Raw genomic sequence first — 19,954 nt, 5'->3', positions numbered from 1 at the left:
TGTCGTAGGCATGCCGTCCTGGACCGAGCACGCGATCTGGTGGCAGGTCTATCCGCTGGGCTTCGTCGGCGCGTTTCCCGCCGAGCGGCCGCCGGGCCCGGAGGAACACCGGCTGCGGCGGCTGACCGGCTGGCTGGACCATGCCGTCGAACTCGGCGCCTCCGGGCTCGCGCTGGGTCCGGTATTCGCCTCGCGCACGCACGGTTACGACACCACCGACCACTACCGCATCGACCCGCGACTCGGGGATGACGCCGACTTCGACCATCTCGTCGACCAAGCGCACCGCCGGGGTCTGCGGGTGCTGCTCGACGGGGTGTTCAACCACGTCGGCGTCGACTTCCCCCGCTACCGGGATCCGGCGGCGCGGGACTGGTTCAGCGGCGACACCTTCGAGGGCCACGCCGGGTTGATCGGCCTGCACCACGGCAACCCCGAGGTCGCCGACTACGTCGTCGACGTGATGACGCACTGGCTGGACCGGGGCGCCGACGGATGGCGGCTGGATGCGGCCTACGCAGTGCCACAACGCTTCTGGGCCGACGTGCTGCCCCGGGTCCGGGCCAGGTTCGCTGACGCCTGGTTCGTCGGTGAACTCATCCACGGCGACTACGCGGCGGTGGTGACGGCATCCCGGTTCGACTCCGCCACCCAGTACGAATTGTGGAAGGCGATCTGGAGCAGCCTCAACGACGGCAACTTCTTCGAACTCGACCACGCGCTGCAGCGGCACAACACGTTCCTGCAGACGTTCGCGCCGCTGACGTTCGTCGGCAATCACGACGTCACCCGGATCGCGAGCCGGCTGCAGCGTCCCGAACACCTGGCGCACGCGCTGGTGATCCTGCTGACGGTGGGCGGCGTCCCCAGCATCTACGCCGGCGACGAGTTCGGCTTCCGCGGCGTCAAAGAGGAACGCTTCGGCGGCGACGACGCCGTGCGCCCCGAATTCGGCACTCCCCCAATACTATTGGATGCTGCCGGGAAGCAGGTGTGGGAGCTGCACCAGTATCTGATCGGACTGCGGCGCCGGCACGCCTGGCTGCACTCGGCGAGCACCAGTGCGGTCCAACTGGACAACCGGCACTACGTGTATCGCGTCCAGCACGATGCCGACTCGCTGTTGGTCGCGCTCAACATCGACGACGAGCCGCTGCGACTGCCGCTACCGGCGCCCGCCCGGCTGATCGCCGGATCGACGGCGCCCCCCGAGGAGGTCATCGACTCGGTTGTCGAGATCGAAGCCCACGGCTGGCGGATCCTGCGACCTAGCTGAGGTTCAGCCGCTGCAGCGTCAACGGGTCCTGCGCACCGCCGAAGTACTTGTCCAGCAACGCCAGAAAGCCCTCGTTTTCGTTGCCGGCCGCGTGCGCGAACAGGGTCATCGACGAGCGCAACTTGAGATCGTCGGGCCAGCCGAAGATCTGCCCCACCGAACGTCCTTGCACCGCGTTGACCAGCGCCACACACTCCCGCAGCCGGGGACCCAACACCGGGTGTGCCAGATAGGCGCGGGCTTCATCCAGCGAGGCGATGCCGAAGTGAACGGCGGTCGGGCTGCTGCCCAGCCCGCGCAACTGGGGGAACACGAACCACATCCAGTGGCTGCGTTTGCGTCCGGCGCGCAGTTCCTCGACCACGTCGTCATACACCCGCGCTTGCGCGTCCACGAAGCGTTGGAGATCGAAGGCCATAACCTCCACGTCTACACCCTGGTTAGATGACAAGATGGCGGTCAAGCGGCGGATTCCCAAGGTCCGCGATCTGGCGCCGCTGCTGCAATTCCGGCGACCACAGTTCAACCGCACCCAACGCCGCCTGGCCGCCGCACTGACCATCGAGGATCTGCGGCGGATCGCCAAAAGGCGCACCCCGAAGGCGGCCTTCGACTACACCGACGGCGCCGCCGAGGACGAGCTGTCCATCGAGCGCGCCCGGCAAGCCTTCCGCGACATCGAGTTTCATCCGACGATCCTGCGCAACGTCACCAACGTGACCGCCGGCTGGAACGTGCTGGGCCAGCCGGTGGTGTTGCCGTTCGGCATCGCGCCGACCGGCTTCACCCGCCTGATGCACACCGGTGGCGAGATCGCCGGTGCGCGGGCCGCGGCCGCCGCCGGCATCCCGTTCTCCATGTCCACCCTGGCCACCGCCGCAATCGAGGACGTGGTGAGCGCTGTCCCGCAGGGCCGCAAATGGTTCCAGCTGTACATGTGGAAGGACCGGGAGCGCTCGATGGAGTTGGTGCAGCGGGCCGCCGCTGCCGGGTTCGACACCATGCTCGTCACCGTCGACGTCCCGGTCTCCGGTGCGCGGTTGCGTGACGTGCGCAACGGCATGGCCATCCCGCCGGCGCTGACGCTGCGGACCGTGCTTGACGCCATCCCCCATCCACATTGGTGGTTCGACCTGCTGACCACCGAACCCCTGGCCTTCGCGTCCCTGGACCGCTGGCCGGGCACCGTCGGCGAATACCTGGACACCATGTTCGACCCCAGCGTCACCTTCGACGACCTGGCCTGGATCAAGCAGCAGTGGCCGGGCAAGCTGGTCGTCAAGGGCATTCAGACACTCGCGGATGCACGTGCCGTGGTCGACCGGGGTGTGGACGGGATCGTGTTGTCCAATCATGGTGGCCGCCAACTTGATCGGGCACCGGTGCCGTTCCACCTGCTGCCGACGGTGGCGCGGGAACTGGGCCGCGACACCGAGATTTTGCTGGACACCGGCATCATGGCCGGCGCCGACATCGTCGCGGCGGTGGCGCTGGGAGCGCGCTGCACGCTGGTTGGGCGTGCTTACCTGTACGGGCTGATGGCGGGCGGCGAAGCGGGAGTCACCCGCGCCATCGAAATTCTGGAAAGCGGCGTGTACCGCACCATGGCCTTGCTGGGCGTCACCTGCCTCGAGGAGCTGTCGCCCCAGCACGTGACGCAGTTGCGGCGACTGGCCCCGGTCTAGCTGCGCTGGCCGCTGTTGACTCGGCCGGCCAGACCTGAATCGATCCCGCGATCGAATTCGGTCGTCAGGCCGGGCCGCTTTGCGGTGGGGATTTTCGGGCAATCGCAGCCCAGACTGCCGAACGGGTTGGGATGGGTTTCCGCCGGGTCGGCCGACGCCGGTGCCACGCCCAGAGCGAACGAGGCGATTGCAGCGGCGACGGCGACGATCATCTTGCGGATCAAGAGCGGCGTCCCTTCGCTGGTCGAGCTCCGATGGCTGGGCTCAACCAGTCTACGTTCAACTTTCGTTCACCTAGCGTTTCCTAATGATTTTCATATGTGCGTCGTGGCGACCGGGGTCGTCGGGAACAAACCGACCGAACCCTGGGTTGAGTCGAGCAGACTTAACTTTGGGAGGAATTGATGGCTGAAGCCAAATCAGTGCCGGTGTTATTCGTGTCGGACCCGATCGTGCTGCCCGGGATGGTGGTGCCGATCACCCTCGACGACACCGCACGCACCGCCGTCGACGCCGCGCAAGGCAGCGAATCGCGCGAGCTGCTGATCGCCCCGCGGCTGGACGACCGCTACCCCAGCCACGGCGTGCTGGCAAAGATCCTGCAGGTAGGACGGATACCGGGCGGCGGTGGTACGGCCGCCGTGGTGCGCGGTGAGCGCCGGGCTCACATCGGCGCCGGCGTCACCGGATCCGGTGCCGCGTTATGGGTCGAGGTGACCGAAGTGCCGGACACCGAGGTGACCGACGAAATCAAGGCATTGGCTGCCGAGTACAAGAAACTGCTGCTGGCGATGCTGCAGCGGCGCGACGCCTGGCAGATCATCGACTACGTCAACAGCCTGACCGATCCGTCGGCGCTGGCCGACACGTCGGGCTACGCGTCCTATCTGTCCCAGGCGCAGAAGCGGCAGCTGCTGGAAACGGTGGATGTCGCGCAGCGGCTGCGCGTCCTGATCGACTGGACCGGCGCGCACCTGGCCGAGGTCGAGGTCAACGACAAGATCGCCGAGGACGTCCGCGACGGCATGGAGAAGACGCAGAAGGAGTTTCTGCTGCGTCAGCAACTGGCCGCCATCCGCAAGGAGCTGGGTGAGGGTGAGCCCGACGGTTCCGACGACTACCGCGCCCGCGTCGAGGCCGCCGAGCTGCCGGAGAAGGTGCGCGAAGCCGCGCTGCGCGAAGTCGGCAAGCTGGAACGCGCCAGCGACCAGAGCCCGGAGAGTGGCTGGATCCGCACCTGGCTGGACACCGTCCTGGACCTGCCGTGGAACGTGCGGACCGAGGACTCCACCGACCTGGCCGCGGCACGCGAAGTGTTGGACGCCGACCACCACGGCTTGGACGACGTCAAGGACCGCATCGTGGAATACCTGGCCGTGCGTACCCGCCGCGCCCAGCGCGGTCTGCAGGTGGTCGGCGGCCGCGGCTCTGGGGCGGTGATGGTGCTGGCCGGCCCGCCCGGCGTCGGCAAGACGTCGCTGGGCGAGAGCGTGGCCCGCGCGCTGGGTCGCAAGTTCGTGCGCGTCGCCCTGGGCGGCGTGCGCGACGAGGCCGAGATCCGCGGGCACCGTCGCACCTACGTAGGCGCCCTGCCGGGCCGCATCGTGCGTGCCATCGGTGACGCGGGAACGATGAATCCCGTTGTGCTACTTGACGAAATCGACAAGGTCGGTTCGGACTACCGCGGCGACCCCAGCGCGGCGCTGCTCGAGGTGCTCGACCCGGCGCAGAACCACACCTTCCGCGACCACTATCTGGATCTGGATCTGGACCTGTCCGATGTGGTGTTCCTGGCCACCGCGAACGTGGTCGAGAACATCCCGTCGGCGTTGCTGGACCGGATGGAGCTGGTGCAGATCGACGGTTACACCGAGGACGACAAGGTCGCCATCGCGCGGGATTACCTGCTGCCCCGGCAGCGGGAGCGCGCGGCGCTGACCGAGGACGAGGTGACCGTCACCGACGCCGCGCTGCGCAAGATCGCGGCCGACTACACCCGCGAGCCCGGCGTGCGGCAGTTCGAACGGCTGCTGGCCAAGGCGTTGCGCAAGGTGACGACGAAGCTGGCTGCGGACCCGGCGCCGATCACCGTCGACGAGCCCGACCTGGTCGGCTACCTGGGCCGCCCGCGCTTCACACCGGAATCGGCCGAACGCACCGCGGTGCCGGGTGTGGCCACCGGTTTGGCCGTCACCGGCCTGGGCGGCGACGTGCTCTACATCGAGGCCGGCGCCACCGACGGTGAGCCCGGGTTGCAGCTGACCGGCCAACTGGGCGAGGTGATGAAGGAATCGGCGCAGATCGCGTTGTCCTACGTCCGCTCGCACGCCGACGAACTCGGGGTCGATGCCAAGGCGCTGGACCGGCGCATCCACGTCCACGTGCCCGCCGGCGCGGTGCCCAAAGACGGCCCGTCCGCGGGAGTGACGATGGTGACCGCGCTGGTGTCGATGGCCACCGGACGGCAGGTCCGCTCCGACGTCGGCATGACCGGCGAGGTCACCCTGAACGGGCGTGTGCTGCCGATCGGTGGGGTCAAGCAGAAGCTGCTGGCCGCCCAACGTGCTGGTCTGTCAACGGTTTTCATTCCGGCCCGCAACGAGCCGGATCTCGACGACGTGCCCGCCGAGGTGCTCGAGTCGCTGACCGTGCTGCCGATGACCGACGTGGCCGAGATCGTCGCGCAAGCCCTTCAAGCTCAGCAGACCGCATCGGCAGCTGCCTGAGTCAAGCGGCGCGGCGTGGTCCGATCCTGGCAGAATCACCGACATGGCTCAGGATCTGAAGCGTCAGTTCGTGCATCGAGTCCAGCGTTTCGTGGTGAACCCGCTGGGCCGCAAACTACCGGTCACCATGCTGGAAACCACCGGGCGCAAATCGGGTCAGCCGCGGCGCACCGCGGTGGGCGGAGCGGTGGTGGACAACCAGTTCTGGATGGTCTCCGAACACGGGGAGCATTCGGACTACGTCTACAACATCAAGGCCAATCCCGCCGTCCGGGTGCGCATCGGCGGCCAGTGGCGAACCGGCACCGCGCACCTGCTGCCCGACGACGATCCGTGGCAACGGCTGCGAAAACTGCCCCGGCTCAACGGAGTCGGGGTGCGCACCATGGGCACTGACCTGCTGACCATCCGGGTGGATCTGGACTGACCGACCGTCATGGCCTACGACACCGACCTCGCCAACCGGATCCGCGAACTGCTGGCGCAACGACCCGGAGTGGACGAGAAGCAGATGTTCGGCGGTCTTGCGTTTCTGATCGGCGGACACCTGGCCGTCTGTGCCAGCGGACAGGGCGGGCTGATGGTGCGGGTGCCGCGGGAGGACACCGAGCGGCTCCTGGAACGCGCCCACGTCAGCCCGCTGGTGATGGCCGGTAGGCACACCCGGGGTTGGCTGCGGGTCACCGCTGACGGCGTGCGGACCAAACGGCAACTGCAGGGCTGGGTCGAGCGCGGCGCCGACTGCTCGGGCAGCCTGCCGCCCAAGTGATCGGGTTTGCCGGGCGGTCGGCCGGGTACGCCGCGCCGTATGGACACGCCCGAGCGCCGAGCGCGGCGCCTGCTCGACTTGGCCGTCACCACCTACGCCGCTGAGGCGGGCATCCGGATCGCCGACAAGCCGATGCCACTGTTCCAACTGCTGGTGCTGTGCATGCTGGCCAGCAAACCCATCGACGCCGGCATCGCCACGCAGGCCGCGCGCGAGTTGTTCAAGGCCGGCCTGCGCACCCCCAAAGCTGTGCTCGCCGCCGATCGGCGCACCATGATCGAGGCGTTCGGACGCGCCCACTACGTACGGTACGACGAAAGCTCGGCCACCCGTCTCACCGACATGGCGACCCGGGTCCGGGACGAGTTCTCCGGCGACCTGCGGGAGGTGGCCCGCCGCGCCGACTCCGATACCGCGGCGGCGAAGCGAATCATCAAGGGCTGTAAAGGAATCGGCGACACCGGGGCGGACATCTTCCTGCGTGAGGTGCAGGACGTGTGGACCTGGGTGCGGCCCTATTTCGACGAGCGCGCCACAGCCGCGGCCAAGGAGCTGCAGCTGCCCACCGACCCGGCCGACCTCGCCGGCTTCGCGCCGCGCAGCTGCGCGCGACTGGCTGCGGCGCTGGTGCGGGCATCGCTGGACGACGACCTGCGCCGGCGCGTGCTGGACTGAGCCCGTGACAGTGCGGATCGGCACCTCCGGGTGGTCCTATGACCACTGGACCGGTGTGCTGTATCCGCCGGGACTGCCCAGTGCCCGGCGGCTGCGCCACTACGCCGAAGTGTTCGACACCGTCGAGTTGAACGCGAGTTTCTATCGGTGGCCCAAGGATTCGACGTTCGCCGGCTGGCGCGATCAACTGCCCAGCGGATTCGCCATGTCGGTCAAGGCGCATCGCGGTCTCACCCATTACCGCCGGCTGTCCTCCCCCGAAACCTGGATCGAGCGGTTCGAACGCTGCTGGCAGATCCTGGGCGATCGGCGCGGTGTGCTGCTGGTCCAGCTACATCCCGAGCAGCAGCGCGACGACGAACGGCTGGCCGGATTCCTCGCCGGGGTGCCGCCCGCGGTCCGGGTCGCCGTCGAGCTGCGCCACCCCAGCTGGAACGACCCGGCGGTGTTCGCGGTGCTCGAACAGCACCGGGCCGCCTACGTGGTGATGAGCGGTGCGGGGCTGCTGTGCCTGCCCCGGGCCACCACGGATCTGGTCTACATCCGGATGCACGGGCCCGAACCGGCCACCATGTACACCGGTTCGTACAGCGACGCCGAGCTGCGGGACTGGGCCGAACGGATCGCCGGATGGGACGAGCAGGGCCGCGACGTGTGGATCTACTTCAACAACGACATCGGCGGTCACGCGGTGCGAAATGCGTTGTCGCTGCGCGAGATTCTGAGCTGACCGCTAATCAGCGGGGTTCCAGGTGTGGTCGATCACCTCGGGTGGGTGGTGCGCCTGCAGGCGCTCCCGCTCGGCGCGGCGGCGCTTGACCCGCAACCGCGCGTCGGCCGGAACGGTGACCAGTTCGTCGCACAGCAGGTAACAGGCGTCGTCGACGGCGTCGATCAGGTCAGCCTCGACAAGGCGAGATCCCAGTTCCCGCAGCGTCAGCCGAAGTTCTTGGGTGAACCGGATGGTGGTGTCGTGCGCGAGTTCGCGGGAGCTGCGGGCACTGTCGGCCAATCGCTGGGACAACGAACCAGGCGGCTCCGGTGCCGCCTCGGCCTCGGCGATGTCGGCGGCAGCCGCCAGCAGCAGCCCCGGATCGTCAGCGAACGTCGGGCTGGCCAGCTCGGCTTCCGCGGGGCCCCGATGTCCCAGCTGGGACACGGCGGCCTCCAGTGCGGTCGCGGCGCGCGGCGACAGCGCGCGGATACTGCCGACATTGCCCTGCCGGGCCAGCGCGCACAGCGGCGGGTCGGCCCGCAGGATAGCGGCCAGATCGGCACACGCGGTCGCGATGTGGCCGCTCTCCATGATCACCCCGACGCCGTAGACGCTCGAACCCGCACGGGTGTGTCCCAGCGTGGCCGCGGTGACACCGGTGTCGATGACCCACAGCCCGGTCAGAACCCAGCCCTGCTGAATCCGGTCCCGCAGCAGTCGCAGTCGCACCCCCAGGGCCGCGACGCTCAGGGCCTCCAGTTCCGCGGTGTCCAGGTGCTCGGCGGTCGCGGCGGCGAGGTAGTCCTGGGTTTCGGGCCGCAGGTGGCGCAGCAGCGCCAGTGAGCGCGCGGTCACCACCACCTTGGCCACCGAGCCGCGCGGGCCGGAGGCCTGCTGGGGCGGGCCGAGCGGCAACAGGTCCCCGACCTGCGGCTGATTGCGCAGGGTGTGCTGGGTGATGGCGTCCTCGTCCCAACCGGGCAGCTGGGTGGCAGCGACGATGTTGGCCGACACACCGACATAGGGTCGGTGTCCGAACACCGCGATCGCCCGGCTCGCCCACTCCTCGGCGACCACGTCGCCCAACGCGAGCACCCGGCCCATCGCCTGGCCGGCGGCGCGCAGACCGCCGAGTTGCACGTCGAGAGTGATGGGAGTCAGCGGCCCCGGCAGCGCGGCGGACAGGCCGGATGCGCTGAACACCGGGAACCGCGGGTCGATCTGGTCGTCGAACTCGCCCTCCAGACCGTCGGGGGCGGCGCTGCGCAACGGCGCACCGTCGGCCGTACCCACCCGCGGCGGCGCCTCCACCGGCAGCGCGAACTGACCCGAGCCGGGGACGGCGCCGGCGGGTTCGATTCGGCGGCCCTTGAGCCCGCGCCCGGTGTCCACCACCGCGTCCAGCGCGCCCCAACCGTACTCGAAGCCCCAATCCTCTTGTGCGACAGCAATATCCAGTTCGGGGATCAGCTGGTCCCAACTGCGCACCCCGTGCAGCCGCAGGCGCGGCACGACGGCCCGGATCAACCGCCAGGCGGTGACTACGTTGATGGTGTCCGGGGTGGCCAGGTCCACCACGCCGGTGCGGTCGGTGCCGGCCGCCAGCACCAGAAAGCGGACCAGGTCGTCGAGGTGCAGCACCCGCATCGGCAGCGCCGAGACCTTGCTGCGCATCAGCGTGGCCACCGTGCGGCACGCCATCCAGTCCAGCTGGCGACCCACCGGCGGCGCGATCCGGATGATCAGGTTGGGTGCCCAACCCGTGGACACCAGCGTCTCGGCGGGTCGGTACAGCTCGGCGGACCCAGCGGCCTGGGAGACGAACAGCAGGCGGGCTCCCGCTCGGGCCGCCGCGTTCGCCACGTGCGCGACACCCGTCGAACCGGCGCCGCCCGGCGCGGTGACGTCGACGGCGGCCAGGTGAATCACCACGTCGGCGTTGGCGGCCAGATCCACCAGGATCGGATTGTGCAGCGCGGCACTGACGAACTCGACGTCGGGATCCAGGCACTCGTGCGGGCGCGGCCCGATGCCGCTGACCGTGTGCCCGGCGGCGATCAGCTGACGTGCGACCATCCGCCCGATGGTGCCTGCGGCGTCGGTAAGCAACACGTGCACGTGGCCTCACCTCCCCCGACGTCTACCGGCCCCGACGTGTACTGACCCCGACGTCTACTGAAAACAATAGGCACGGCAGCCCTGGTTTTGCAGACTCGAGTCTCTAACGTGACCCTTGAGCTGCGGTTACGTTGTGGTTACCGCAGGGTCGCGGAGCCGTCGGCGGCGACGGCGACTTTGGCGCCGGCGATGTCCTCCGCGACGGTCGCGGCGGCCGCCGCGGCATCGGTGATCACGGCCAGGGCACGCGCTCCGTCCGGCGTACGCACCGCCAGGAACGCCTTCTCGGGCCGGCCGTCCCGGTCGAAGGGGGTGGTCCAGGCCTCCACGGTCCCGACACCCTCCCAGTCGACCAGGCCGGTCGTGGTGGGTTCGCGGTCCACCGCCGCCTGCACGTCCTCCCACGCGAACCCGGCCGGCGGGTCGGTGCCGTACACGCCGAAACTGTGCTTGGTCAAATAGCCGCCGTTGGCGGTGATCAGGCCGCGCCGGCCCGGATTCGCGGCCAGCAACTCGGCCATGGTCGCGATGGAATGCGTGACGTAGTTGTTCCAAGGGCCACCGGCAAACGTCAGCCCGCCGGTGACCGTCAGCGGGCGCTCCGGATCGTCGAGGGGCAAGCCGAGTTCGTTGGCCGCGACCTGGACCGCGGACGGGAAGCAGGAGTAGAGATCGACGTAGTCGACGTCGTCGATGCCCACACCGGCCAGCTCCAGGGCCCGCGCTCCGCCGATCCGGATCGCCGGCGAACGGTGCAGTTCGCCCCGCTCGGCGATCGCCGAGGTGTCGTGCGCGTCGGTGCCAGAGTAGGGGTAGACCCAGCGCTCAGCAGGCACCCCCAGCCGCCGGGCCTGTTCGACCGAGGTCAGGATCAGCGACGCGCCCTGGTCGACCATATTGTTGGAGTTCATCAGCTTGGTGTAGGGCCAGCTGATCATCCGGTTCTGCGGGCCCGGCCGGCGGATCTCCTCGGCGCTGACCGCCCGGCGGATCCAGGCGTTGGGGTTGTCGACGGCCACCGCGTTGAACCGCGCCCACAGTTCGCTGACGCGCCGGGCGTGGTCCTCGACGGATTCCCCGCCGGCGATGCGCAGCGCCTGCTCGAAGATCGGGTAGACGTACGCCGGCCGGTCCAGCTTGATCTTGATCTCGGCGTCGCCGGCCATCGGCACGTCCTCGCCGGCGATCCGGGGCATCGGCACCGAGGCGTCCTGCTCGGTCCACACCAGCCGGCGGCCCAGCTTCTTCAGACCGGTCCGGGTGCGCCAGGTTTCGGCGCCCGAGATCAGCACCACGTTCGCGCGGCCGGCCTGAATGTCCAGGCAGGCCTGGTTGACCAGCGACTGAGGGGTGTTGCCGCCCACCGGGCTGTACAGGGCGGTGACGTCGGTGCGGCCCAGCCGCTCCCCGAGCAGCTGACCTGCGTTGCGGTAGTGCGCGGACAGGATCTGCACCACCCGGACGGAGTCGACGGCCTCGATCACCCGGGCATCGGCCGCCTGCCGGGTGGCCGAGACCATCAGGTCGACGGGCTCGATGCACGGCTGGTCGGGGTCGATGTCGTCGCGATGGTTGACCTGGCCGTAGCCGATCAGCACCGGCGTTCTGGGGTCCACGGGCATCCGTCGAACCTATCGCTACCGCCTCGGGCCACTAGACGGGTGTGCGGCGGTAGCGCACCTCCACCACCGGGCCGTCACCGTAGACCGCGGTGCGGCGCGCACCGTCGGGCGCCCAGCCGTCACGCTCATAGAACCGCCGGGCGAGGGTGTTCGCTTCCAGCACCCACAAGACCGCGCCGCTGACCCCGAGCCCGCGCAAGCGCTCGCGCGCGGCCTCGATCAGCAACCGGCCGACGCCGGTGCCCAACTGCGACGGGTCGACGTAGATCGCCATCACCTCACCCGTGGAGTCCTCGTCCCGACACAGCCCAAACGTGACAAAGCCGCTGATGGTTGCGTCGCGCACGGCGACCAGGGTGACCGGCATCCGGATGCCGGGCTGTCCGAAGGTGTAGCGGCGGGCCCGCGCCTCGGGGTGAGGCCGTCGAGAAACGCCTGGTCGATCAGGCCGCGGTAGGCCGACTGCCACATGCACACGCGCCACCTCGTCGGCGTCCTGCGGTGTGGCCGGCCGCACCTCGGTCATCGGGGCCAGTATCCGGCGGCATAACGTATCCGACATGGCAGACACGGCATCGGTTGCCGCCAAAGTCGGCGGCAAGGTCATCGTCATCACCGGCGGCGCCCGCGGCATCGGGCTGGCGACGGCCACCGCGCTGCACAAACTGGGCGCCAAGGTCGCCATCGGCGACATCGACGAGACCACGGTCAAGGAGTCCGGCGCCGACCTCGGCCTCGAGGTGTACGGCAGGCTCGACGTCACCGACCCGGCCTCGTTCTCGGATTTCCTGGACCAGGTCGAGCGTCAACTCGGCCCGATCGACGTGCTGATCAACAACGCGGGCATCATGCCGGTCGGACGGATCATCGACGAGCCCGATGCCGTCACCCGCCGCATCCTGGACATCAACGTCTACGGCGTGATCCTGGGCAGCAAGCTCGCGGCCCAGCGCATGGTCCCCCGCAACCGCGGCCACGTCATCAACGTGGCGTCGCTGGCCGGGGAACTGCACATCGTCGGGTTGGCCACCTACGTTGCCAGCAAGCACGCCGTGCTGGCATTCACCGACTCGGCCCGGCTGGAGTACCGCCCGTACGGTGTGCACTTCTCGGCCGTGCTGCCGACCTTCGTCAACACCGAATTAGTCTCTGGCACACCGGGAATGAAGGGTTTCCGCAACGCCGAGCCGACCGAGATCGCCGACGCGATCGTCGGACTGGTGGCCCATCCCAAGCCGCGGGTGCGGGTCACCAAGGCGGCCGGCGCGATGGTGGTGTCGCAGAAATTCTGGCCGCGCCGACTCGCCGAGGGACTCAACCGGCTCTTGGGCGGCGAACACGTCTTCACCGAAGACGTCGACGTCGAAAAACGCCGCGCCTACGAGGCCCGCGCCCGCGGCGAGGAGCAGGACACGTAAAGCGGAGTTCACCGGCGTCGCGCACAATCGGGCTAATGAGCCCAGAAACCGCAACTGCTGCCACGCCCGCGATCCTCTCCGACGACGAACTGGCCCTCATCGACTCCTACTGGCGAGCCGCGAACTACCTCTCGGTCGGCCAGATCTACCTGCTGGACAATCCGATGCTGGCCGAACCCCTGGCCGCCGAACACGTCAAACCCCGCCTGCTGGGCCACTGGGGCACCACACCCGGACTCAACCTGCTCTACGTCCACCTCAACCGGATCATCCGCAACCGCGACGCCAACGTCATCTACATCACCGGACCCGGGCACGGCGGCCCCGGACTGGTGGCCAACGCCTACCTCGAAGGCACCTACAGCGAGGTCTACACCGGCGTCGAGGAAGACACCGAAGGCCTGCGCAAGCTGTTCCGGCAGTTCTCCTTCCCCGGCGGCATCCCCAGCCACGTCGCGGCCCAGACGCCGGGGTCGATCCATGAGGGCGGCGAACTCGGCTACGCGCTGGTACACGCCTTCGGCGCGGCCTTCGACAACCCCGACCTGGTGGTCGCCTGCGTCGTCGGTGACGGGGAGGCCGAGACCGGCCCGCTTGCCGCCGGCTGGCATTCCAACAAATTCCTCAACCCGGCCGTGGACGGCGCGGTGCTGCCCATCCTGCATCTCAACGGCTACAAGATCGCCAATCCGACGGTGCTGGCCCGCATCCCGGAAGCCGAACTCGAGGCGCTGATGCGCGGGTACGGCTACCGCCCGATCACGGTCGCCGGCGACGATCCCGCCGACGTGCACCAGCAGCTGGCCGCCGCCCTGGACGACGCGTTCGACTCGATCGGCGCGATTCAGGCCGCCGCGCGCTCCGGCGAGTCGACCGAGCGCCCGGTGTGGCCGATGATCGTGCTGCGCACCCCCAAGGGCTGGACCGGGCCCAAGGTCGTCGACGGCCAGCAGGTGGAGGGCACCTGGCGCTCCCACCAGGTGCCGCTGGCCGGCACACACGAGAACCCCGAGCACCGCGCGCAGCTGGAACAGTGGCTGCGCAGCTACCGGCCCGAGGAGCTGTTCGACGGCGACGGCGCGTTGCGGGCCGATTTGAAAGCCATTGCCCCGCAGGGCGATCGACGAATGAGCGCCAACCCGCACGCCAACGGCGGGCTGTTGCTGCACGACCTGGACCTGCCGGACTTCCGCGATTATGCGGTGCCCGTCGAGCGGCCCGCGACACAGACGCACGAGGCCACCCGGGTGCTGGGCACCTTCCTGCGCGACGTGATCACCCGCAACCTGGACCGGTTCCGGCTGATGGGCCCCGACGAGACCGCCTCCAACCGGCTGGGCGCGGTATTCGAGTCCACCGACAAGGTGTGGCTGTCGCGGACCGACCCCGACGAGGATGCGGGGACGCATCTCGCGCCGGACGGCCGGGTGATGGAAGTGCTGTCCGAGCACCTGTGCCAGGGCTGGCTGGAAGGCTATCTGTTGACCGGCCGGCACGGGTTGTTCAACTGCTACGAGGCGTTCGTGCACATCGTCGACTCGATGTTCAACCAGCACGCGAAGTGGTTGTCGACCAGCCGGGAGCTGCCCTGGCGGCGGCCGATCGCGTCGCTGAACTACCTGCTGAGTTCGCACGTGTGGCGCCAGGACCACAACGGCGCGTCGCACCAGGACCCGGGATTCATCGATCTGGTGGCCAACAAGCGCTCCGAGGTGGTGCGGGTGTACCTGCCGCCGGACGGCAACACGCTGCTCTCGGTGGCCGATCACTGCCTGCGCAGCCGCGACTACATCAACGTGATCGTGGCCGGCAAGCAGCCCGCGCTGTCCTATCTGTCGATGGACGAGGCGATCCTGCACTGCACACGGGGGCTGGGGATCTGGCAGTGGGCCAGCACGGCGGTCGGTGAGCCCGACGTGGTGTTGGCCTGCGCCGGCGACATTCCGACCTTGGAGACGCTGGCGGCCGCCGACATCCTGCGCCGCGAGCTGCCGCAGCTGCAGGTGCGGGTGGTCAACGTCGTGGACCTGATGCGCCTGCAGCCGGAGGCAGAACATCCACATGGCTTGTCGGACAAGGAATTCGACGCCCTGTTCACCCGCGACAAGCCCATCATCTTCGCCTATCACGGCTACCCCTGGCTGATCCACCGGCTCACCTACCGTCGGACCAACCACGGGGAGCTGCATGTACGCGGCTTCAAGGAGCGCGGCACCACGACGACACCGTTCGACATGGTGATGCTCAACGACCTGGACCGGTTCCACCTGGTGATCGATGTAATCGACCGGGTCGATGGGTTGGCGAGTCAGGCGGCCGAGTTGCGCCAGCGGATGGTGGACGCGCGGTTGTCGGCCCGCCGCTACACCCGCGAGCACGGCGAGGACGACCCGCAAATCAGCGGCTGGACCTGGGGTCCGACCGAATAACCACCCTAGAAGGGCGGGGGCTCCTCGGGTTCGGCGCCGCGTGGCACGTCGGCGCTGCAGCAGTCGGTGTAGCGACTCTCGCGGATCTGGCGATTGTGCGCGCGTTCGGTGGCGATGCGCTGCGCGCGGTCCTGGGCGCGGGTGCGGCGGCGGGTGGGCATCATCGCGGTGCGTTCACCGCAGTAGTCGACCGGTGGGGTGGTTGCCTCGGGGCTGGGCATGCCGCCGGTGGCGGTGCACAGGCCGGGGAACAGCAGGGCGCTGCCGGGGGTGGTGACGTGGGTGTCGCCGCCCGGGGAAGTGAAAATGATTGTGCCATCGGCTAATTGCTGTTCCCGCCAGCCCCAGAAGGTCTTCACGAGGTGGTGCGTGCGGCATTTGCAATGCAGGTTGGCCGCATGGGTGGGGCCGCCGTCGGCGTGCGGGATCGAATGATCGATGTCACAGCGGGTGGCCGGCACATCGCAGCCGGGCCACCGGCAGGTGAGGTCGCGTGCACGCACGAAATCGGCCAGTTCTTTGGATGGCCGGTATCCGGGCTCCGGAGCGCGGAAGCCCGGATGGACCAGCGGCAGCTGCCTGGCCGTGACGGCAAGCTCGGCGAGCAGTTCGGGCGTGATCAGTCCCTCGGCGCCGATCACCGACGCCGGGGTCGCGCCGGTGCCGTCCAAGGTGGCCTGCTCGGCGATCACGTGGATCACCACCGGCGCAGCCGGCTTTCGCTGCCCAGCGGCACAGTCCGGCCGCCCGCAACGGCAGCCGAGCCGGTCCGCGCCGGCGGCTAACGCGCCCAAGGCGTCGGCGCGGCGTTCGTCGCGGGTACGCGGGTCGTTGGGGCAGACGGTGGCCGCCATCGCCGTCAGGCGCTGATCCAGGGCGAGGGCGTCGGGGGTGGCCAGGCTGCCCTCGATCAGCGCGATCCCGTCCCCGTCCTCGCTGATCAGGATCTCGCGGCCGCGGTGGCGCTGTTGGCGGCGCCGCAGCGCATCGACGTCGGCGCCCACCACGATCTTGTCGACCTGGGCGGCAAGGCGATACTTGCTCAGTGAGGGCCACCGGGTCACATTGGCTGCGATCAACGCATCGACCCGGGCCAAAACCTCCGGATCTTCGATCGCATCGGTGCGAAACACGATGATCCCGAACGCGGCGGCATCAATGTCCCCGGCGCTGAACACCTGCGCGGTCTGGGGCAGCCGTTCACGCATCGCGCGGGCATAGCGGACCTTGCCCACCGCACGGGTCTGGCCGATCCGCAATGCCGCGGCCACCTCCGCCGCGACGGCTTCCATGGTGTCGATGGCCCACAACTCGTTGCCGGTGCACTGCCCCAGCCGGTACGCGAACAATTCGCCGATCGCCGTCAACTGCGCCGCTGCGGCCTGATTCTCCAGCCGGGTCACGTCCCGGATGCGCTGCAAAAAAGCTGCCGATTCCGGCGTCACCGGTCGTTGGGCAGAGCGCTCGTAGAAAACCTCAAAGGACTCCTGTAGCTGCGAGCCCGGGTCACCCAACACCAGCTGTTCGAACATACTTGCGAATGTACACCGACCCGCTGACAATGGCTGCACGATCAGGTCAACGCCGCACCCGCGACCGACGCTAACCTGTGCGGATGCCGAAGGTCCTGTCCGTCAACGTGGCCCGGGCCCGCCGCAATCCCGACCCCCGCGCGGCATCCCGGGTGACCGGCATCGACAAGCTGCCGGCCGCCGGTCCCGTCGAGGTCCGCGCCCCCGGCCCGATGCGGGGCGGCTCGGGCAGCGGCCTGGCCGGCGACACGATCGGCAACCGCAAACTGCACGGCGGTGACGACCAGGCCGTCTACGCCTACGCCCGCGAAGACCTCGACTTCTGGCAAGCGCAGCTGCAGCGCGAAATCACCGCCGGGATGTTCGGCGAAAACCTGACCACCCACGGCATCGAGGTGACCGATGCGCTTATCGGCGAACGCTGGCAGGTGGGCTCCGACGGCTTACTGCTGGAGGTCAGCGCACCCCGGACACCCTGCCGCACCTTCGCGGCCTTTCTGGAGCTCGACCGGTGGATCAAGACATTCACGCAGGCCGGCAAGCCGGGCGCCTATCTCAGGGTGATCCATCCAGGTACGGTCTGCGCCGGCGACTCGATCCGGATCGCCTACCGGCCCGATCACGACGTCACCGTGGCCCTGGCCTTTCGCGCCAAGATGACCGAGCCCGACTTGCTTCCCCGGCTACTGGCCGCCGATGCGCTGTCGGCCGAGCTGAAGATGCTCGCGCGCCGCCGTTCGCCACAAGCGAACTGAGCGGGTGCACAGCCACGCACGGGTAGAATCAGCCCGGTGCAGAATCAGGCTTGCGGACAGGGCGGTCAGAGCGATGCGTCAGTTGTTTCGCAACCAGAGCGCTTTCGCCTCTATTTCGACATCGCCGTCGTCGTCGCGGTGTTGGTGACCACCAACCTGGTCGCGCACTTCACCACCCCATGGGCCGGCATCGCGACCGTCCCCGCCGCCGCCGTCGGCCTGGTGGTCCTGGTCCGCTGGCGCGGTCTGGGCTGGGCTGAACTCGGTCTGGGCCGCGAACACTGGAAATCCGGCATGGGCTACGCCTTGGCCGCCGTGGGGCTGGTGCTGTCGGTGATCGCGGTCGGCGTGCTTCTTCCGGTGACCCGGCCGATGTTCCTGAACAATCACTACGCGACGGTCTCCGGCGCCCTGATCGCCTCGATGGTGATCATCCCGCTGCAGACCGTGATCCCCGAGGAGCTCGCCTTCCGCGGCGTGCTGCATGGCGCGTTGGACCGGGCCTGGGGATTCCGCGGTGTCGCGCTGGCCGGCTCGCTGCTGTTCGGGCTGTGGCACATCGCGACGTCGCTCGGATTGACCAGCAACAACGTGGGATTCACCCACCTGTTCGGGGGTGGCGTCTTCGGCATGATGGCGGGCGTGACGATGGCGGTGCTGGCAACTGGGGCGGCTGGCTTCGTGTTCAGCTGGCTACGACGGCGCAGCGGCAGCTTGATCGCGCCGATCGCGCTGCACTGGTCGCTCAACGGGATGGGTGCGCTGGCCGCCGCGCTGGTCTGGCACCTGTCGACCTGACGGTCACACCAGCAGCACCGCGGCACCGGCGATTCGGCCGGAACTGAGATCGCCAAGCGCCTGATCTGCCTGCCCGAGCGGATATTCCGGCGTCGTGACTTCGATGTGGTGATGCGCCGCGAAGTCCAGAAACGCGCGGGCGTCGGCCCGGGTGTTCGAGGTGACGGACCGCAGCTGCCGCTCCTGGAACAGGTGGCGCTGATAATTCAGCGTGGGGATGTCGCTCAGATGGATGCCGGCCACCGACAAGGTGCCACCGCGGTCTAGAGCCGCCAGCGCGGGCAGCACCAGTTCCCCCACCGGGGCGAACAGGATCGCGGCGTCCAGCGGCACCGGCGGCGGATCGGCGGCACCTTGCGCGGAGGCGGCGCCCAACGCCAATGCCAGCTCCCGCGCTTCGTCACCGCGGGTCATCACATGCACCTCGGCACCCTGCGCCAGCGCGACCTGCGCGGTGATGTGGGCGCTACCGCCGAACCCGTACAACCCCAACCGGCCACCGGGCGGCAACTCGGCGCGTAGCAGCGACCGATAACCGATGATCCCGGCGCACAACAGCGGCGCCAGCTCGGTGTCGCTGTAGCCGGCCGGTAGATGATGCGCGAAATCCGCTGGCACGGTGGTGAATTCGGCATAACCTCCGTCGGCGTCCCAGCCGGTGTAGCGGGAGTGCGGACACAAATTCTCGTCGCCGCGCCGGCAGTACTTGCATTCCCCGCAGGTGTGGCGCAGCCAGGCGATCCCGACCCGGTCCCCCGCCTTGAAGTCGGCGCCCGCCTCGGGACCGACTTCGACGACCTCGCCCACCACCTCGTGGCCGGGCGTGACCCGCGGGCGATGAACGGGCAGATCGCCCTCGGTGACGTGCAGGTCGGTGCGGCACACGCCGCAGGCCAGGACACGCACCAACAGATCAGCCGGCCCGGGCCGCGGAACCTCGACGCTGACTCGCTCCAGCGGCTTGGTGTCCATCGGCCCGGGCCGGCGCACCTGCCACGCGGTCATCATGGATGGCGTCTGTGCGGGCATCACCCAATCATGCCGCCTTTGGGTTATCCGGTCAGCGGCGCTGCACCAACCCGACAATCCACAGCAGGATCACCGATCCCAGGATCGCGGTGAAGAAGGTGAACCACCAGCCGCCCGAAGCGGTGTCGAACGCGAAACTCAGCAAGAAGCCGCCGATCAGCGCGCCGACGACACCGATCACGATGTTCATCAGAATGCCCGATCCGCCACCCTTGACGATCTTGCCGGCGATCCAGCCCGCGAGGGCGCCGATGATGATGTACCCGACGACTCCGACGCTGGTCAGGGTCGTTGAGCGAGCTAGATACTCGGTAGCTGCCAGAACGTCCATGAGGGGTCTCCTTGTAATCACTGGCCAGCCCAGCCCAGCGCCGGACCGTGATCCCCGGTATACCCCTTCTACGTAA

General features: G+C 68.8%; 19 protein-coding genes. 11 read left to right on the top strand and 8 right to left on the bottom strand.

The genetic code is table 11. The features are described from left to right. Window positions 1-10: 10 nt before the first annotated feature. Window positions 11-1,276, top strand: a complete 1,266-nt coding sequence (locus MKCMC460_RS15375; RefSeq protein WP_236983558.1) for an alpha-amylase family glycosyl hydrolase — start codon at window positions 11-13, stop codon at window positions 1,274-1,276. Here the strand turns inward: MKCMC460_RS15375 and MKCMC460_RS15370 are convergent. Next, window positions 1,269-1,694, bottom strand: a complete 426-nt coding sequence (locus tag MKCMC460_RS15370) for a DUF1810 domain-containing protein (RefSeq protein WP_236983560.1) — start codon at window positions 1,692-1,694, stop codon at window positions 1,269-1,271. The genes MKCMC460_RS15375 and MKCMC460_RS15370 overlap by 8 nt on opposite strands. Before the next feature lie 34 nt (window positions 1,695-1,728). Between MKCMC460_RS15370 and MKCMC460_RS15365 the strand changes: the two genes are divergently transcribed. Beyond that, complete coding sequence (locus MKCMC460_RS15365) at window positions 1,729-2,961, top strand: alpha-hydroxy acid oxidase (RefSeq protein ID WP_236983562.1); 1,233 nt, start codon at window positions 1,729-1,731, stop codon at window positions 2,959-2,961. Here the strand turns inward: MKCMC460_RS15365 and MKCMC460_RS15360 are convergent. Beyond that, window positions 2,958-3,185, bottom strand: a complete 228-nt coding sequence (locus MKCMC460_RS15360; RefSeq protein WP_236983564.1) for a hypothetical protein — start codon at window positions 3,183-3,185, stop codon at window positions 2,958-2,960. The genes MKCMC460_RS15365 and MKCMC460_RS15360 overlap by 4 nt on opposite strands. Window positions 3,186-3,365: 180 nt before the next feature. Between MKCMC460_RS15360 and lon the strand changes: the two genes are divergently transcribed. Genes lon through MKCMC460_RS15335 form a run of 5 tightly spaced genes read left to right on the top strand, consistent with a single transcriptional unit; the run spans window position 3,366 to window position 7,861 of the window. Further along, window positions 3,366-5,687 (top strand): endopeptidase La, encoded by a 2,322-nt coding sequence (gene lon, locus MKCMC460_RS15355; protein ID WP_236983566.1) that lies wholly within the window; start codon window positions 3,366-3,368, stop codon window positions 5,685-5,687. 43 nt (window positions 5,688-5,730) lie between these two features. After that, the gene (locus tag MKCMC460_RS15350; RefSeq protein ID WP_236983568.1) at window positions 5,731-6,114 is read left to right on the top strand and encodes a nitroreductase family deazaflavin-dependent oxidoreductase; all 384 of its coding nucleotides are present in this window, start codon (window positions 5,731-5,733) and stop codon (window positions 6,112-6,114) included. 9 nt (window positions 6,115-6,123) lie between these two features. Beyond that, the gene (locus tag MKCMC460_RS15345; RefSeq protein ID WP_236983571.1) at window positions 6,124-6,456 is read left to right on the top strand and encodes a TfoX/Sxy family protein; all 333 of its coding nucleotides are present in this window, start codon (window positions 6,124-6,126) and stop codon (window positions 6,454-6,456) included. A 39-nt stretch (window positions 6,457-6,495) separates the two neighbouring features. Next, on the top strand, window positions 6,496-7,131 hold the full coding sequence (locus tag MKCMC460_RS15340) for an endonuclease (RefSeq protein ID WP_238304531.1): 636 nt from the start codon (window positions 6,496-6,498) through the stop codon (window positions 7,129-7,131). Between the two features lie 4 nt (window positions 7,132-7,135). After that, a complete protein-coding gene (locus MKCMC460_RS15335; RefSeq protein WP_236983572.1) occupies window positions 7,136-7,861 on the top strand; it encodes a DUF72 domain-containing protein in 726 nt (241 codons plus the stop codon). A 3-nt stretch (window positions 7,862-7,864) separates the two neighbouring features. Here MKCMC460_RS15335 and MKCMC460_RS15330 read toward each other — a convergent pair whose 3' ends face one another. From MKCMC460_RS15330 to MKCMC460_RS15320, 3 genes are all read right to left on the bottom strand, one after another. Next, entirely contained in the window at window positions 7,865-9,964 is a 2,100-nt protein-coding gene (locus tag MKCMC460_RS15330) for an NAD-dependent epimerase/dehydratase family protein (protein WP_238304530.1), read from the bottom strand. A gap of 137 nt (window positions 9,965-10,101) precedes the next feature. Further along, window positions 10,102-11,586 carry an acetyl-CoA acetyltransferase gene (locus MKCMC460_RS15325; RefSeq protein WP_238304529.1) on the bottom strand — a complete coding sequence of 495 codons (1,485 nt, stop codon included), beginning with the start codon at window positions 11,584-11,586 and terminating at the stop codon, window positions 10,102-10,104. Between the two features lie 31 nt (window positions 11,587-11,617). Beyond that, window positions 11,618-12,112 carry a GNAT family N-acetyltransferase gene (locus MKCMC460_RS15320; RefSeq protein WP_238304527.1) on the bottom strand — a complete coding sequence of 165 codons (495 nt, stop codon included), beginning with the start codon at window positions 12,110-12,112 and terminating at the stop codon, window positions 11,618-11,620. Between MKCMC460_RS15320 and MKCMC460_RS15315 the strand changes: the two genes are divergently transcribed. After that, window positions 12,090-13,004 (top strand): SDR family oxidoreductase, encoded by a 915-nt coding sequence (locus tag MKCMC460_RS15315; RefSeq protein ID WP_370652823.1) that lies wholly within the window; start codon window positions 12,090-12,092, stop codon window positions 13,002-13,004. The genes MKCMC460_RS15320 and MKCMC460_RS15315 overlap by 23 nt on opposite strands. Before the next feature lie 35 nt (window positions 13,005-13,039). Beyond that, the gene (locus tag MKCMC460_RS15310) at window positions 13,040-15,433 is read left to right on the top strand and encodes a phosphoketolase (protein WP_238304523.1); all 2,394 of its coding nucleotides are present in this window, start codon (window positions 13,040-13,042) and stop codon (window positions 15,431-15,433) included. A 5-nt stretch (window positions 15,434-15,438) separates the two neighbouring features. Here the strand turns inward: MKCMC460_RS15310 and MKCMC460_RS15305 are convergent, their stop codons facing one another. Further along, window positions 15,439-16,965 (bottom strand): HNH endonuclease signature motif containing protein, encoded by a 1,527-nt coding sequence (locus tag MKCMC460_RS15305; RefSeq protein ID WP_236983576.1) that lies wholly within the window; start codon window positions 16,963-16,965, stop codon window positions 15,439-15,441. Between the two features lie 83 nt (window positions 16,966-17,048). Here MKCMC460_RS15305 and MKCMC460_RS15300 point away from each other — a divergent pair, with 83 nt between their 5' ends. Continuing rightward, entirely contained in the window at window positions 17,049-17,720 is a 672-nt protein-coding gene (locus MKCMC460_RS15300) for an MOSC domain-containing protein (RefSeq protein WP_236983577.1), read from the top strand. Between the two features lie 36 nt (window positions 17,721-17,756). After that, window positions 17,757-18,518, top strand: coding sequence for a lysostaphin resistance A-like protein (locus MKCMC460_RS15295; protein WP_370652822.1), 762 nt, complete (start codon window positions 17,757-17,759; stop codon window positions 18,516-18,518). 3 nt (window positions 18,519-18,521) lie between these two features. Here the strand turns inward: MKCMC460_RS15295 and MKCMC460_RS15290 are convergent, their stop codons facing one another. Together MKCMC460_RS15290 and MKCMC460_RS15285 are read right to left on the bottom strand one after the other, a co-directional pair. Continuing rightward, window positions 18,522-19,547: a zinc-binding alcohol dehydrogenase family protein gene (locus MKCMC460_RS15290; protein ID WP_236983578.1), complete on the bottom strand. Its 1,026-nt coding sequence runs from the start codon at window positions 19,545-19,547 to the stop codon at window positions 18,522-18,524. Window positions 19,548-19,578: 31 nt separating this feature from the next. After that, window positions 19,579-19,878, bottom strand: coding sequence for a GlsB/YeaQ/YmgE family stress response membrane protein (locus MKCMC460_RS15285; RefSeq protein ID WP_236983580.1), 300 nt, complete (start codon window positions 19,876-19,878; stop codon window positions 19,579-19,581). Window positions 19,879-19,954: the final 76 nt, after the last annotated feature.

It is taken from the genome of Mycobacterium sp. 20KCMC460 (assembly GCF_022179425.1).
Classification (GTDB): Bacteria; Actinomycetota; Actinomycetes; order Mycobacteriales; family Mycobacteriaceae; genus Mycobacterium; species Mycobacterium kiyosense.
Note: the sequence above shows the minus strand (reverse complement) of the source record. Positions and strands in the feature narration are given on the sequence as shown.